This window comes from Zobellia sp. B3R18, assembly GCF_018860715.1.
Classification (GTDB): Bacteria; Bacteroidota; Bacteroidia; order Flavobacteriales; family Flavobacteriaceae; genus Zobellia; species Zobellia russellii.
The window spans coordinates 2394-19321 of the sequence record NZ_JAHKQG010000007.1 but is presented as its reverse complement, the minus strand read 5'-3'; the positions used below and the strand labels follow the sequence as shown (position 1 = coordinate 19321).

Here is a 16928-nt window from a genome sequence, read left to right as displayed (position 1 = left end):
TTTTAGCCAGATGAACCTGTAGTTTGTCTTGTTAAATTAGTTAAGTACCAAGATAATTTTATTTTTGTTCACCCTAATACCTTAAATTTTAAACTTTATGCAAAAGCGCATCTCGATACCGTTATTTTTTGTCGGTTTTTTCCTCATCAGTTTTGCACAAGCACAAGTAAAAATAGGTGACAACCCTCAAACAATTGATCCCGCTTCCATTCTGGAACTAGAAAGTTCGGACAAGGTTTTGGTCATTACAAGAGTAGATTCTTTACAAATGACCACTATTGTACCCAACCGTGGTGCCTTGGTCTACAATACTACTGCAGATTGCGTTTATTATTATGATGGTGCGGCATGGGTCAGTATGTGCGAAGGAGCGGATGGCGGAGCCCATACGGCTACCCCTATCGTAAATTCTGAAAGTACCATTGTTATCACCCCTACAGCGGGTGGCAACAATTTTGAAATAGCCCCAAATAGTATTACCAGCGATCAAATATTGAACGGGGGTATTAATGGGGTAGACATACAAAACGGATCTATTGGACGAGGTAAATTAGCGCCAAATGCCGTAGATAAAGCTAGAATTGCCCAAAACGCAGTTGGCCCGTACGCCATTGACCGCGATAGTCTTCCGTTAAGCTTTTTTAATAACGATGCCGGTTTTATTACCGGTGCCAACGTAGTAAGTGGCGATGCGGATAATTCTATAACTACTTCAACAACCGATGGAGGTGCATTCTTTGATGCTACCTTTCTAGAGGACAATATTGCGGCAAATACGGCTGCTATTGCAGCGGATGGTGATAAAAGCAATACCAACGAAATACAGACCCTTTCTATTTCTGGAAATCTATTGTCCATAACCAACGGCAATGCGGTTACTATTCCTACTGCAGATGGATCGGACACCAATATAAACCAAGGTAATAACATAACTATAACCGGTAATGGTACGGCAGCAACACCATATGTTATAAATGCCGCAAACGAAGTTGATGGCAGCATAACCAATGAATTGATAACAGGTGCTGTTTTAAATGCCGCTAACGAATTGGTTATTACAGAAGCAGGAACCAATACCACCGTAGACTTAAGTTCTTTGGCCGGTGGAGGAGCACTTGCCCAAATTAATTCAACCGCCACTGTTACCGTTTCGGGAGACGGTTCAGCGGCCACACCTTATACTTTAACGGCAAACGGAGGTGTTACCGGAACCGGAACTACAGCCGACCCATTTTCACTCTCACCTGGTGCAGGTGGCCAATGGCTGACAACAAATGGTACGGGTCAAGTTATATGGGACGACCTTCCTCCCGGTCTTGGAGACGATCAAAATGCTGGTGAAGTACCGGTAGCACTTACAGCTACTAACTATACTGCGGCTACGCAAGATGTTGAGGCTCATTTAGCCGGGATTAATACAGCCTTGGGTACAGCAGGAACTGCTCAAAATTTGAGTCAAGTTTTAACAACGGGTGCTAGCGCTGGAAATCTAAAAATTGCTGACCTTTCTGACCCAACTTTAGATCAAGATGCGGCTACAAAAAAATATGTGGATGACGTAGTAGCTGCCGGCGGTGACCTAGCCAATGGCACTATTCTTATAGGTGATGCCACTAACACGCCAGTTGGGCAAACTATTAGCGGTGATGCTACTATAGATAATGCGGGGGTTTTAATCATAGAAAATGATTCTATCACTTCTGAAAAAATTAAGGACGGCACCATTACTCTTGAAGATTTGAGTGATATGGGCGCAGATGCAGATGGTCAAGTAATGAGATGGAGCGAAACTAATGGCGAATGGGAAATTGCTTCAGCTGCTAGCCATAGTGGACAATCAAAATCCATCTTTCTTGCAGATGAAAATGGTGATCCTACGCAAGCTTTTCATCCAACCAACGGCAACCCTAGTCTTATATGGGATTATGAAGCCCGCCAAGTAGGTGGTAATAGTTATGGTGCTTTAGGTATTGGACTTGATGGAGGAACAATAAGTAATGATGTGAAAGTGCATATTGCGGAAGAAGTATTTGGTGGCCTTTCCTATCCTTTGATGATTCAAAATCGATCAGGTGGTAATAATACAGGAGCTTCAGTCGGAATGCTTTTCTCTGTCGAACCACAAAATTATGGAAAAGGTGCTCTCGTTTATGATAGACAAGAGTCGTGGGCTAGAGGAGATTTTCACTTTTTACAGGAAACAACTGAAAACACAGATAACCCAACACTAGCTAACAAAGCCTTTACCATAAAAAATAATGGTGACATCGTCCTTTATAATGGTATCGAAATTGCTGGGGACCGTGGAGATGCAAATCAGGTATTGACCTCTAATGGGGCTGGAGCCGTTTCTTGGGAAGATGCAGGTGAACTTTCCATTACTGATGCTGATGCAAATGATGCCTTAGTAGTCCAGACCGATGGTAAGGGTTATAATATTGGTGTTGATGATACTACAATAGAAATAATTTCGGATGCATTACAAGTTAAGGATGCGAGTATTAACTCTGCAAAAATCACAAATGGCACAATAGCTCTGGAAGACCTTAGTAATATGGGAGCAACAGCTAATGGAGAGATTTTAAAATGGGATCAAGATAATTCTGTCTGGAAAATAGGAACGGATGATACGTCTTCTGGTATAAGTGCTGTGGCGGTGACTACTTCATTCACTGGTGATGGTACATCAGGTTCTGAGCTTGATATTGCTGACAATGTTATTACTACAGATGAATTAGCCATAGATGCTGTTAACGAAGAAAACATAATTGCAAATGCGGTTACATCAGCTAAAATAGCAAATGCAACTATTGCTTTAGAAGATTTAAGTCCTATGGGTGCAACAGCCAATGGACAAGTTCTAAAGTGGGATAATGATAATACAACATGGACAATTGGCACAGATAATGGAGGTTCTACTTCATACACAGCTGGTGATGGACTTACTGTAACCGCTGCAAATGATTTTAGCGTAAATGTTGATAACTCGACTATAGAAATAGCATCAGATATAATTCAAATAAAAGATGATGGGGTAACAAACGCCAAAATAGCGGATGATGCAGTAAATACTGATCAGATTGCATCAGGAGCCGTAGTTACCAATAGCATAGCTAACGACAACGTCACTCCAGATAAAATAAAAGAAAGTACAACTGACGGTCAAATACTAACAACAAGTGGTACAGATGTAGTTTGGGCCGACCCAGTAAACCTAGAAAATAATGACGTAACCTTAACTGAAGACAGAACCATTGATCTTGACGGTAATGACTTGTCTTTTGATACTGGAGGAGGAAATATTGGGATAGGCGCCTTACCAGGTGCTCCACAAAGTCAATTAGATGTAAATGGAGGTATAAGATCTAGAAGCGGTTTTGGAGCAAAACCTGGCGGTGGAGCCGGTGACCCCGGTTATGGATTTTATACTGAAGCTGGTATAGGTATGTACAGAGCTGACGTAACTGAATTAGCATTTTCAACAGGTAGCGCAGAAGCTATAAGAATAGATGCTTCACAAAACGTAGGAATTGGCACCGCCGTTCCTGCAGAAAGACTTCATGTAGCGGGAAACATACAGGCTGATGGTTCTTTTATTTCTGGCACAACTACATATCCTGATTATGTTTTTGAGAAATACTTTAAAGGATATTCAAAACTTAAGGACGATTACAAGTTTATGAGTTTAAAAGAAATTGAGACTCACCTAAAGGAGAAATTTCACTTACCGGGCATTAAGTCTGCTGCGGAAATTAAGGAAAATGAGGGCAATTGGGATCTTACTGAAGGAGCTCTAAAAAACCTAGAAAAAATAGAAGAACTTTTCCTTCATACCATAGAACAGGAAAAGGAAATCAAAAAACTTAAAGCAGAAAAAGAAGCCATGGCCAAAGAATTAAAGTCCATGAAAAATGATATAGAAGAAATTAAAGCGCTTCTAAACAAATAAAACCGGGTCAATAAAGCGCAATCTGCATTGAACATGAAGAAACATCTTTACATAGCGGCACTTATTCTGGCAACAGGCGTACAGGCGCAATCGGCTTTGTACAATACCGGTAACCTTCGTATTCACGATGGCGGCGTCATGGGTTTGCATACCAACCTGGTCAATGACGGTAGTTTTGACGAGAATCTGGGCTTGGTAGGCTTTTATGGAGACAACCTCCGTACCATCAGCGGAAGTTTGCCCGCAACCTTGTACGATGTAGAGTTCGTAACTGGCGGTGGTACCGTAGTGCAGACCTCCTTAAATGTATTGAACAATGCCAATTTCATTACCGGAGATATTATTACCGATCGCGTACAACCTTCCATAACCCTTAACTTTTTGGAAGATGCCTTTCCCAACGGTCAGAGCGATATTAGTAAGGTAGACGGCTATGTAAGTGTAAACAACCAGCAGAACTTTATTTTTCCCGTAGGTGATTTTCAACAGTTGCGTCCGCTTATCTTGAATTCAGAAAGTATTAATAACGTGGCACGTTGTGCCTACTATATAGAAGACCCTAATAGCCCAAGTGTACTGCCGCGTGCATTCAACACGAACAATAAAGCCGTAGAAATAGGTGATATTAGTACGGTTGAATTTTGGCATCTGGAAGGTTCCGTAGCTTCTTCCATTCAACTATCTTGGAACGAACGCAGCAACATGGGCCTTTTGACCAATGACGTAAACGAAATTGTAATTGTAGGTTACAGCAAATCTGCCAACCAATGGGTAAGTCTTGGCGGTCCCGCACCTGCCGGAAACCTAAATGAAGGTGTGGTAGCTTCGGGCTCCTTTATTCCGGACGAGTATGAAGTACTTACTTTTGCGGCATTGGGAGAACCTAGAGATTATCTAGACTTGGAAAACTATTTTGTTTCGCCCAACGGAGATGGCATAAACGATTTCTTGGAAATTCCGGAATTGGCGCTCTCCCCTAACAACTTTATGCAGATTTTTAACCGTGAGGGACTCAAAGTATTTGAAAAAGCAAACTACACCAATGAGTTTAACGGACTTTCTACACAAAATAATTTTGTAGTAACAAGAGATAAAGGCCTTCCTTCAGGTGTCTATTTTTACATTGTTACCCTAGAAGATTTGGACCTTGAGTTTCAAGGATTTTTATATTTGGCGAACGATTAATTACAAAAAGAGACCTAAAATGGTCTCTTTTTTTTTACCGTTCATCGATCTTTTATACTACCCAGTTAGGGTGACAGAATATACCTACAACTTATTCTTCTTTCTTCACTACACTTTCCCTTGGCTTCACAACAAATTCTGTGCAGTTCGTCGATCAGAGTATAATTTTACATAAAAATTGAAATTTCCCTGCCTATAAGAGAAAACGGTTTCATGAATTGGTCTTACCAAATACAAGCCAGATTCCATAGTGCATTCTTTTTTTTAATAAAATGATTAAACCCTTATTACCTCTAACATTTAGGTAATACCTAAACAAAGAAATTCCCTTTACAACCTACCAACGGGTTTGATCATAATTGATTTTAGAATTGAATAATTAAAATATATAACATTAACCGCCCAGCATTTTATTCTAAAAAATAAAATGTTAAACAAATCTTAAAATAAAGATGAAAAACGTTCCCCTCATCGTTCTCCTCTTTTTAGCGCAATTAGCCTACTCACAAGTCAAAATCGGAGACAACATCAATCAAATTGATGCTGCCTCCCTTATGGAATTGGAAAGTGCCTCGCGCGTGCTGGTCGTTACTCGAGTAACCAATGCTCAAATGAGCGCAATTACACCTTTAAACGGTGCACTGGTTTTCAATACGGACGAAGCCTGTCTTTTTCAGTATAAAAATAATGTATGGACCAGCCTGTGCGTTAATGTTGCAGCAGGAGAAACGGTCACCGCTTTACTGGATAATAATGATGGTACAGTAACTTATACCAATGAAGCCGGAACGCCCGTTACATTTTCAAAAGCCAATTTAACGGACAATCTAGACGGTAGTTTCACCTTTACCAATGGTAGCAGTGCACTAAACTTTGTAGGTACGGACAATCAAAACCTTGAGAGTGCCACACTAGACCAAACTTCCTCCTCTTTATTAATTGAGATTGAAAGTGGAAGTAGTACTAGTGCCGATCTTTCCGCTTTAGAGGAATCCGCTGATATCGCCGCCGTACAAAATGACGTGGACCAGAACGAAGCCGATACAGACGCAGCTATTCTTGCCGTACAAAATGACGTGGATCAAAACGAAGCCGATGCAGATGCAGCCATCCTTGCCGTACAAAACGATGTGGACCAAAACGAAGTGGATGCTGATGCAGCAATACTCGCAGTTCAAAATGATGTGGATCAAAACGAAGCCGATGCCGATGCAGCTATTCTTGCAGTTCAAAACGATGTAAATCAAAATGAAACTGATGCAGATGCAGCCATCCTTGCCGTGCAAAACGATGTAAATCAAAATGAAGCGGATGCCGATGCGGCAATCGCCCTAAAGGAAAATTCCGCGAACAAATCGGATGACGTAACCTTGGCCGATGCCACTAACACCAAGTTCCCTACGGAACTGGCCGTGAAGACCTATGTGGACGGACAAATAGCCGCTACCGCTGATGACGATATTACAGGGGCTTCGATTGATGCTTCCAGTATTTTAAAAATCGACGAAGGGACATCTTCCGTAACCGTGGACCTTTCCGCATTGGAAGAATCCGCTGATATCACCGCCGTACAGAACGACGTAGACCAGAACGAAGCAGACGCCGATGCAGCTATTCTCGCAGTTCAAAACGATGTAGACCAAAACGAAGCCGATGCTGATGCAGCTATTCTTGCCGTACAAAACGATGTAGACCAAAACGAAGCCGATGCTGATGCAGCTATTCTTGCTGTACAAAATGACGTTGACCAAAACGAAGCTGATGCTGATGCGGCAATCGCCCTAAAGGAAAATTCCGCGAACAAATCGGATGACGTTACCTTGGCCGATGCCACAAACACCAAGTTCCCGACCGAACTGGCCGTAAAGACCTATGTGGACGGACAGATCGCAGCCACCGCGGATGACGATATTACAGGAGCTTCAATCGATGCTTCCAGTGTCTTGAAAATCGACGAAGGGACTTCTTCCGTAACCGTGGACCTTTCCGCTTTAGAGGAATCCGCGGATATCACCGCAGTACAGAACGACGTAGACCAGAACGAAGCAGACGCCGATGCAGCTATTCTCGCAGTTCAAAACGATGTAGACCAAAACGAAGCCGATGCTGATGCAGCTATTCTTGCCGTACAAAACGATGTCGACCAAAACGAAGCCGATGCTGATGCAGCTATTCTTGCTGTACAAAATGACGTTGACCAAAACGAAGCTGATGCTGATGCGGCAATCGCATTAAAAGAAGATTCCGCGAATAAATCCGATGACGTAACACTTGCCGATGCCACAAACACCAAATTCCCTACGGAACTGGCGGTTAAGACCTATGTGGACGAACAAATCGCAGCTACCGCCGATGACGATATTACGGGGGCTTCGATTGATGCTTCCAGTGTCTTGAAAATCGATGAAGGGACTTCTTCCGTAACAGTGGACCTTTCCGCTTTAGAGGAATCCGCGGATATCACCGCAGTACAGAACGACGTAGACCAAAACGAAGCAGATGCAGACGCGGCGATTCTTGCCGTGCAAAACGATGTGGACCAAAACGAAGCGGATGCAGATGCGGCCATACTTGCCGTACAAAACGATGTGGACCAAAACGAAGCTGATGCTGACTCTGCAATACTTGCCGTGCAAAACGATGTCAATCAAAATGAAGCAGATGCCGATGCGGCAATCGCATTAAAAGAAGATTCCGCGAACAAATCGGATGACGTTACCTTGGCCGATGCCACAAATACAAAGTTCCCAACGGAACTTGCCGTGAAGACCTATGTGGACGGGCAAATTGCCGCTACCGCAGATGACGATATTACAGGCGCTTCGATTGATGCTTCCAGTGTCTTGAAAATCGACGAAGGGACTTCCTCCGTAACCGTGGACCTTTCCGCTTTAGAGGAATCTGCCGATATAACAGCAGTACAGAACGATGTCGACCAAAACGAAGCGGATGCAGATGCGGCCATACTTGCCGTACAAAACGATGTGGACCAAAACGAAGCTGATGCAGACGCGGCTATTCTTGCTGTGCAAAATGACGTTGATCAAAACGAGGTAGACGCAGACAACGCTATCGCAGCAGTTCAAAACGATGTAAACCAAAACGAGGCGGACGCAGATGCTGCCTTCGCCTTGAAAGAGGATACCGCGAACAAATCCGATGACGTAACACTTGCCGATGCCACAAATACAAAGTTCCCAACGGAACTCGCCGTAAAGACCTATGTGGACGGACAAATAGCCGCTACCGCTGATGACGATATTACAGGAGCTTCAATCGATGCTTCCAGTGTCTTGAAAATCGATGAAGGGACTTCTTCCGTAACAGTGGACCTTTCCGCTTTAGAGGAATCCGCGGATATCACCGCAGTACAGAACGACGTGGACCAGAACGAAGCAGATGCCGATGCTGCCATCCTTGCCGTACAAAACGATGTAAACCAAAATGAAGCGGATGCAGATGCGGCTATTCTTGCAGTTCAAAACGATGTCGACCAGAACGAAGCGGATGCCGATGCGGCAATCGCCCTAAAGGAAGATTCCGCTAACAAATCGGATGACGTTACCTTGGCCGATGCCACAAACACCAAGTTCCCTACGGAACTTGCCGTGAAGACCTATGTGGACGGACAGATCGCCGCTACCGCAGATGACGATATAACAGGGGCTTCAATCGATGCTTCCAGCGTCTTGAAAATCGACGAAGGGACTTCTTCCGTAACCGTGGACCTTTCCACTTTGGAAGAATCCGCAGATATCACTGCAGTACAAAACGATGTCGACCAAAACGAAGCGGATGCCGATGCAGCGATACTCGCAGTACAAAATGACATTGACCAGAACGAAGCAGATGCAGACGCCGCTATACTTGCAGTTCAAAATGACGTAGACCAAAACGAAATTGATGCGGACAACGCTATCGCAGCGGTACAAGCTGACGTCGACCAGAACGAAGCGGATGCAGATGATGCTATTCTAGCCGTGCAAAACGACGTGGACCAGAACGAAGCGGATGCCGATGCGGCAATCGCATTAAAAGAAGATTCCGCGAACAAATCCGATGACGTAACACTAGCCGATGCCACCAATACCAAGTTTCCTACGGAACTGGCCGTTAAGACCTATGTGGACGGGCAAATTGCCGCTACCGCAGATGACGATATTACAGGCGCTTCGATTGATGCTTCCAGTGTCTTGAAAATCGATGAAGGGAGTTCTTCCGTAACCGTGGACCTTTCAGCTTTGGAAGAATCCGCAGATATCACTGCAGTACAGAACGATGTCGACCAAAACGAAGCGGATGCCGATGCAGCGATACTCGCAGTACAAAATGACGTTGACCAGAACGAAGCAGATGCAGACGCCGCCATACTTGCCGTGCAAAATGATGTAAATCAAAATGAAGCTGACGCCGATGCGGCAATAATCGCAGTTCAAAACGACGTAGACCAAAACGAAGCCGATGCTGATGCAGCGATACTTGCCGTAAAAAATGATGTCGACCAAAACGAAGCAGATGCAGACGCAGCTATTCTTGCCGTGCAAAATGATGTAAATCAAAATGAAGCTGACGCAGATGCTGCCATCGCCTTGAAAGAGGATACCGCGAACAAATCCGATGACGTTACATTGGCCGATGCAACAAACACCAAGTTCCCTACGGAACTCGCCGTAAAGACCTATGTGGACGGACAAATCACCGCCACCGCTGATGACGATATTACAGGGGCTTCAATCGATGCTTCTAGTATTTTAAAAATCGACGAAGGGACTTCTTCCGTAACCGTAGACCTTTCCGCTTTGGAAGAATCCGCAGATATCACTGCAGTACAGAACGATGTAGACCAAAACGAGGCAGACGCGGACGCAGCGATACTTGCCGTACAAAATGACGTGGACCAGAATGAAGCAGATGCGGACAATGCTATTCTTGCCGTTCAAAATGATGTAAACCAAAACGAGGCGGACGCCGATGCAGCTATTCTTGCAGTTCAAAACGATGTGGACCAGAACGAAGCCGATGCCGATGCGGCAATCGCATTAAAGGAAGATTCCGCGAACAAGTCCGATGACGTAACACTTGCCGATGCCACAAACACCAAGTTTCCTACGGAACTGGCCGTGAAGACCTATGTGGACGGACAAATAGCCGCTACCGCTGATGACGATATTACAGGGGCTTCGATTGATGCTTCCAGTATTTTAAAAATCGACGAAGGAACTTCTTCCGTAACCGTGGACCTTTCAGCTTTGGAAGAATCCGCAGATATCACCGCCGTACAGAACGACGTAGACCAGAACGAAGCAGACGCCGATGCAGCTATTCTCGCAGTTCAAAACGATGTAGACCAAAACGAAGCCGATGCTGATGCAGCTATTCTTGCCGTACAAAACGATGTCGACCAAAACGAAGGCGATGCTGATGCAGCTATTCTTGCTGTACAAAATGACGTTGACCAAAACGAAGCTGATGCTGATGCGGCAATCGCCTTAAAGGAAGATTCCGCGAACAAATCGGATGATGTTACCTTGGCCGATGCCACAAACACCAAGTTCCCAACGGAACTCGCCGTAAAGACCTATGTGGACGGACAGATCGCCGCTACCGCAGATGACGATATTACGGGGGCTTCGATTGATGCTTCCAGTGTCTTGAAAATCGATGAAGGGACTTCTTCCGTAACCGTAGACCTTTCCGCTTTAGAGGAATCTGCCGATATAACAGCAGTACAGAACGATGTCGACCAAAACGAGGCAGACGCAGACGCAGCGATACTTGCCGTACAAAACGATGTCGACCAGAACGAAGCAGACGCAGATGCGGCTATTCTTACTGTGCAAAATGACGTTGACCAAAACGAAGCGGACGCCGATGCAGCTATTCTTGCCGTACAAAACGATGTGGACCAGAACGAAGCTGACGCAGATGCTGCCATCGCCTTAAAGGAAGATTCCGCTAATAAATCAGATGACGTAACCTTGGCCGATGCTACAAACACCAAGTTCCCTACGGAACTCGCCGTAAAGACCTATGTGGACGGGCAAATTGCAGCCACTGCAGATGACGATATAACAGGTGCTTCAATCGATGCTTCCAGTGTCTTGAAAATCGATGAAGGGACTTCTTCCGTAACAGTAGACCTTTCCGCTCTGGAAGAATCCGCAGATATCACTGCAGTACAGAACGACGTGGACCAAAATGAAGCGGACGCAGATGCGGCCATACTTGCCGTACAAAATGACGTGGACCAGAACGAAGCGGACGCCGATGCAGCTATTCTTGCAGTTCAAAACGATGTAAATCAAAATGAAACTGATGCCGATGCAGCCATCCTTGCCGTGCAAAACGATGTAAATCAAAATGAAGCGGATACAGACGCAGCTATTCTTGCCGTTCAAAACGACGTAAACCAAAATGAAGCCGACGCAGATGCTGCCATCGCCTTAAAGGAAGATTCCGCGAACAAATCGGATGACGTTACCTTGGCCGATGCCACAAACACCAAGTTCCCGACCGAACTGGCCGTAAAGACCTATGTGGACGGACAGATCGCAGCCACCGCGGATGACGATATTACAGGAGCTTCGATTGATGCTTCCAGTGTCTTGAAAATCGACGAAGGGACTTCTTCCGTAACCGTAGACCTTTCCGCTTTAGAGGAATCTGCCGATATAACAGCAGTACAGAACGATGTCGACCAAAACGAGGCAGACGCAGACGCAGCGATACTTGCCGTACAAAACGATGTAAATCAAAATGAGGCAGATGCAGATACCGCAATAGCTGCGAATGCCGCTGCCATAACTGCTCACAATTCTTCCGATAACGATTTGAGCGAAACGAACGAAATTCAAACTTTATCCATTTCAGGAAATGATTTAAGTATATCTGGAACAGGCGGAAATACCGTAACCCTACCCTCTATTTCTGGGACAGAAGGTTCTCTATTTTTCGCGGATGCGAGTGGCAATCCTACCGAAAATAATTCCCAACTGTTTTGGGATGCGACCAATGGACGCTTGGGTGTTGGAACAAATGAGCCAGATAACAAATTTCAAGTTGCCGGCGCCATCCGATCTAGGGGGATTCTAAATTCTGATGGAACCACCAATGAACCTGCCTACCGTTTTGCGGATGATACAAACACGGGCATGTACAGTCCCGCAGCAGATGAAATAGGATTTACTGTAGGGAGCATAGAAGCTATGAACATTGATGAAACATCTAACAGTACAACCGTAACTATAAATGAAACTTTAGAGCTAAATGGTCCTGTGTTAGATGAAAACGATTCTCCTGGAACTGCTGGACAAGTTCTATCCGCAACCGCAACAGGTACGGAATGGGTAGACCCGGCAACTTCAACAGGAAATGCCAGTATTAGCGCCGATGCCGGAAACAGCATAACCGCAGGTTCGGATTCTGGTGTTTTTTACGCCAGTCCTATCAAAGCTTTTGGAAAAGTTTCTGCAACGGGTGCCATTGTTAAATCCACTCCTAATATTATTGTAACCAAACTTGCAGGGTTAGGCCATTATCTTGTTACGTTACCTATAGGTATCACTTTAGATTCGGATTATATTATTCAATTGAGCCAACCGGGAAGAGATGGTGCTGGAAATGATGACCCAGGTATATCGTACAGCAACCAGACCGTCCGGACGTTTGAAGTAATCATTGGTGATAATGACAATGGAGGAACGGACCGAGCTCGATTTGATTCCGAATTTATGTTTACCGTTTTAGATTTATAGTCCTATGAAAATTAATAAAATCTACGTAAAGACCGACCTACTAGTTTCTATTGCTTCCTATTCGCAGTGGAACCTAGCTACCCGAAGGCTGCAATTTCAGCCATTGGTTTCTTCCCCCAAGCATTTCCATCATTCAAAAAACAACCGCACATGAACAAAATTATAGCAATGACCGCGGCAATTGTTACTCTTGCTTCGGCAGAAACCATTGCACAGGTAGATGGCAACTATTTATTGGGACTTACCAATGCAACAACATTAGAAATGAATGCTGGAATAAACCCAGTGGTAGGCTCTCTTTTGTACAATACCGATGAAGAGAAAATGTATTTGAACACGGCTTCGGGGTTTAAAAAAATACCATCAATAGATACCAATTCTATTGATTTTTGGGGTGCTACCGGAAATACGGGCTCAAATGCCGCAACCCACTTTTTGGGTACTACAGACCTTCAGGATTTTTTAATAAAAACAGATAATTCAGAAAGAATAAGGATAGGAGCAACGGGTAACATTGGTATCAACAACACTACTCCCAGTGCCCAGCTTGATATAGAAAGTACAGTCGTACCACTTAGAATTCAGCCTAGTGCCTCTACCCCTACCGGGACCGAAAGCGGTCAAATTTTTATGGGTGATGATGGTATCCTTTACACCTATGATGCTACTAGAATGAAATGGTTGAGTATTGACCGAACCATGATCGGGTGGGGTATGAACAGTGCCACAACCACAAATACGTACTTAAGACAGTTTAATGGTGCCAGTTCAGATAATACCGGGTGGCGTATGCTTAGAAATGGTACAATAACCGGAATTTCGGCACAAACCAATGCCGCTAACACATGGACTCTGGAAATTAGAAAAAATGATGGGGCCATTCCTATTACGGCTCTTATAATTACCGCTGCCGATGGCAACCAAGATGCAACTTTAAACGTTGATTTTAACGAAGGTGAGTTTTTACAGGCGTATTGCAACGGAATTGCCGTAGAGTACCCAGAAACATTAATTGAAATAGCTTGGAGAAAGTAATTGAATAACAATGAAAAAGCATCTAATCTTCCTTGGCACCTTTGCCGTTAGTATGTGCAGTCTCCAAGTGATTGCGCAGGACTCATTTCATAATTTCGGAAACATGAAAATGCATGAAAATGCGCAGATTGGTTTCTATCAGGATTTGATAAATGATGGTTCTTTTGACGAAAACAAGGGATTGGCCGGATTTTACAATGAAGACGTAGCTTATATTAGTGGTGCTTTTAGGCCTGTTTTTGAAGATTTAGAAATTGTTGTAGACAATAACCTTATTCTAGAAGTTGGTATTGGTGTTACCAATAATAGCAACTTTATTTCGGGAGATTTGGTCACCCCTAGATATTCGGTAGACACAAATATAGAGTACATTAACAACTCCTTTTATAATGGTGAAACCGACTTTACAAAAGTGGATGGGTATGCTTCCGTAAAAAATAAAAAGGATTTTGTTTTTCCAATTGGCCATTTTGACAAATTAAGGCCGCTAAAACTAGCTTCGGACCAAATTAACGAAAATGCCAAGTCGGCTTATTTTTATGAAGACCCTAATAGTCCCTCTACCTTTCGCACGTCTTTTTACACTGAAAATAGAACGGATATACTTATAGCGATTAGCCATCATGAATTTTGGGATTTAGATACGAATACACCATCTAAAGTAACCCTAGGATGGGATACAGCCAGTAATTTACCTAGTTTCCTTGATGCCATAGAAAACCTGAGAGTAGTAGGTTGGCATACCGAAAGAAATATATGGGAGGATTTAGGAAACACGGGGTTGGACGGTGATTTTGACCAAGGTGAAATAACCTCGGATGTGTTTACTCCGGACGATTATACCGTTATTACTTTTGGAGGCAGTCTTAGCATGCAAAGTGTAGATTTGGGCAATTATCTATTGACCCCTAATGGGGATGGCAATGCCGATTTTTTTGTTCTGAAAGCTGTTTCAATATCGCCTAATAACAAACTTACCATTTTTAACAGGTGGGGACGTGCCGTCTACGAGGCCACCAACTATGACAATACCTTTGAAGGCACCGCTAATGTTAATGGAGTTTATAATACTGCCAAAAAATTACCTGCTGGTGTTTATTTTTATACTATAGATTTAAAGGATATTGGACTTAAGCACCAAGGCTTTATATACATTAACCAAGAATAATTTTTCCTTGCGCATATAAAATCAGAATTCAGCTTAGTTCGGGTAATTGGATACCTTTATGATATGAGGGATATCTATAACCTGCTTGGAAATTTATACTAACCCTCCCATTCATTGCCCCTACCCTATTAACAGAACCCGAGCTATCCATTCTTCTCGCTTCATATGAGTTCTTCTCATGGAATAGTTGCATCGCAAGTATATTTTTTAATACCCTTTCCTGTTCCTCAAGAAATACAAATCTAGTTGAAATAACAAATCAAGAGCCTTTATACAATTCCAATTCCCTGCTTAATTCTACAAGCATTAACACCTGTGTTCAGGTAAAAAATAACCTCTCAAGCTTAGCCAGAGGGGTTACTTATTTCAGTGTGGTTTTTCTTATCGATTAATATATAAATATCCGGATAAACTTTGATTATTATCACCGGCCACGTATTCAATTATATAGAAGTACACGCCTACCGGAAGCTCATCATTAGCCCTGATGGTTATCCTGCCTGTAGACCTACCCATAAAGACATTGGCCTCATTGTCGTATCCGTCTATCTCAAACACTTTAATACCCCATCGGTTAAAGATTTTGACCGTATTCTGTGGATAACTCTCTATGTTTTCAATTAGGAACCTACCCTCATTGAGCTCTGGAGTTACCAAGTCATTCTCTACCGAAATACCACAGACTGCAGTCTCTGGCGGAGTACCCCCTTTAGAACTACATGCGTTTAATGGGTCCGTACTATCCGAAACTTCCTGACCATCCAAAATTGTATCTTCATCGGTATCAGCAATATTAGGATCCGTTCCTCTTATTTCTTCCTCGGCATTGGTAAGTCCATCGCTATCACAATCCGAACTATCTAGAGGTGTACCATCAATTGAATCACAATCATCCAACGGATTAGTTGCATCCAATACTTCTTGACCATCATTAATACCGTCACCATCAGAATCCGGGTTATTAGGATCCGTTCCTAAATCATCTTCCTCATCATTGGTAAGTCCATCATTATCTGGATCATTATCTACAACATCAACCATATAAGACTTGGTTTCGTTTACCGAAGTACTGTTACCTGCGGTATCCAAAGAGGTAAGGCTTACTTCAATTGAAGTATCATTATCTGCTACCAAATCACTTCCAGGAACATCAATACTAAAGTTTCCAAGAGCATCTACCGTGCCTGAATAGGTGTTCCCATTAACAACTATGGTTACCGGATCATTCTCATTAAAATCTCCACTTACCGTTCCTGTTATTGGAATATCAGAACCTGCTTCAGCAGCATTAATACTATTATCGCTTGTAATATCATCAACGATTACCGTTACAACAGGTGCTGTTACATCTACACTATATGTTTTTGTTTCTGTGGATGTGCCTGTATTTCCATTGATATCAGTTGTAGAAATACTGCCGTCTACAGTGCTATCACCATCCGCAGCCAAGGCACTACCAGGAATGTTGATACTAAAGTTACCTAAAGCATCTACAGTTCCGGTATAATCCGTACCGTCTACAGTTAAAGTCACCGTATCCCCAGCATTAAAGTCACCTGAAACCGTTCCTGTTACCGCTACGTCCGCTCCTGCTTCTGCCGCGTTCAATACATTATCAGCAGTAACATCATCAATCACTAATACTGGAGCAGGGTTTACCAAATCTACAGTATACGTTTTTGTGTCAGTAACAGTAGCGCTGTTACCGGCTACATCCGTTGTTACAAAACTTGCGTCAACCGTAGTATCACCATCAGCGGCCAAGGCACTTCCCGGGATATCGATGCTATAATCACCCAAGGCATCCACCGTTCCCGTATAGTCCGTACCGTCAACC

At 43.5% G+C, this 16928-nt stretch carries 6 protein-coding genes; 5 read left to right on the top strand and 1 reads right to left on the bottom strand.

Features of this window, described 5'->3' with window-relative positions; all coding sequences use genetic code 11:
- The first annotated feature begins 97 nt into the window (after nucleotides 1-97).
- From KO513_RS04650 to KO513_RS04630, 5 genes are all read left to right on the top strand, one after another.
- Nucleotides 98-3949, top strand: coding sequence for a beta strand repeat-containing protein (locus KO513_RS04650; protein ID WP_215912495.1), 3852 nt, complete (start codon nucleotides 98-100; stop codon nucleotides 3947-3949).
- A 33-nt stretch (nucleotides 3950-3982) separates the two neighbouring features.
- Nucleotides 3983-5134, top strand: coding sequence for a gliding motility-associated C-terminal domain-containing protein (locus KO513_RS04645; protein WP_215912494.1), 1152 nt, complete (start codon nucleotides 3983-3985; stop codon nucleotides 5132-5134).
- A gap of 452 nt (nucleotides 5135-5586) precedes the next feature.
- Nucleotides 5587-12888, top strand: coding sequence for a hypothetical protein (locus KO513_RS04640; RefSeq protein WP_215912493.1), 7302 nt, complete (start codon nucleotides 5587-5589; stop codon nucleotides 12886-12888).
- Between the two features lie 150 nt (nucleotides 12889-13038).
- A complete protein-coding gene (locus tag KO513_RS04635; protein ID WP_215912492.1) occupies nucleotides 13039-13923 on the top strand; it encodes a hypothetical protein in 885 nt (294 codons plus the stop codon).
- Nucleotides 13924-13933: 10 nt separating this feature from the next.
- A complete protein-coding gene (locus KO513_RS04630; protein WP_215912491.1) occupies nucleotides 13934-15091 on the top strand; it encodes a gliding motility-associated C-terminal domain-containing protein in 1158 nt (385 codons plus the stop codon).
- Between the two features lie 381 nt (nucleotides 15092-15472).
- Here the strand turns inward: KO513_RS04630 and KO513_RS04625 are convergent.
- Nucleotides 15473-16928: Ig-like domain-containing protein (locus KO513_RS04625; RefSeq protein WP_215912490.1), on the bottom strand; the 1456-nt coding region annotated here is incomplete at its 5' end.

Bases quoted from the DNA above. Each gene is read 5' to 3' on its own strand.
- KO513_RS04645 (WP_215912494.1), top strand. From the start codon at position 3,983: ATGAAGAAACATCTTTACATAGCGGCACTTATTCTGGCAACAGGCGTA.
- KO513_RS04635 (WP_215912492.1), top strand. From the start codon at position 13,039: ATGAACAAAATTATAGCAATGACCGCGGCAATTGTTACTCTTGCTTCG.
- KO513_RS04630 (WP_215912491.1), top strand. From the start codon at position 13,934: ATGAAAAAGCATCTAATCTTCCTTGGCACCTTTGCCGTTAGTATGTGC.
- KO513_RS04650 (WP_215912495.1), top strand. From the start codon at position 98: ATGCAAAAGCGCATCTCGATACCGTTATTTTTTGTCGGTTTTTTCCTC.
- KO513_RS04640 (WP_215912493.1), top strand. From the start codon at position 5,587: ATGAAAAACGTTCCCCTCATCGTTCTCCTCTTTTTAGCGCAATTAGCC.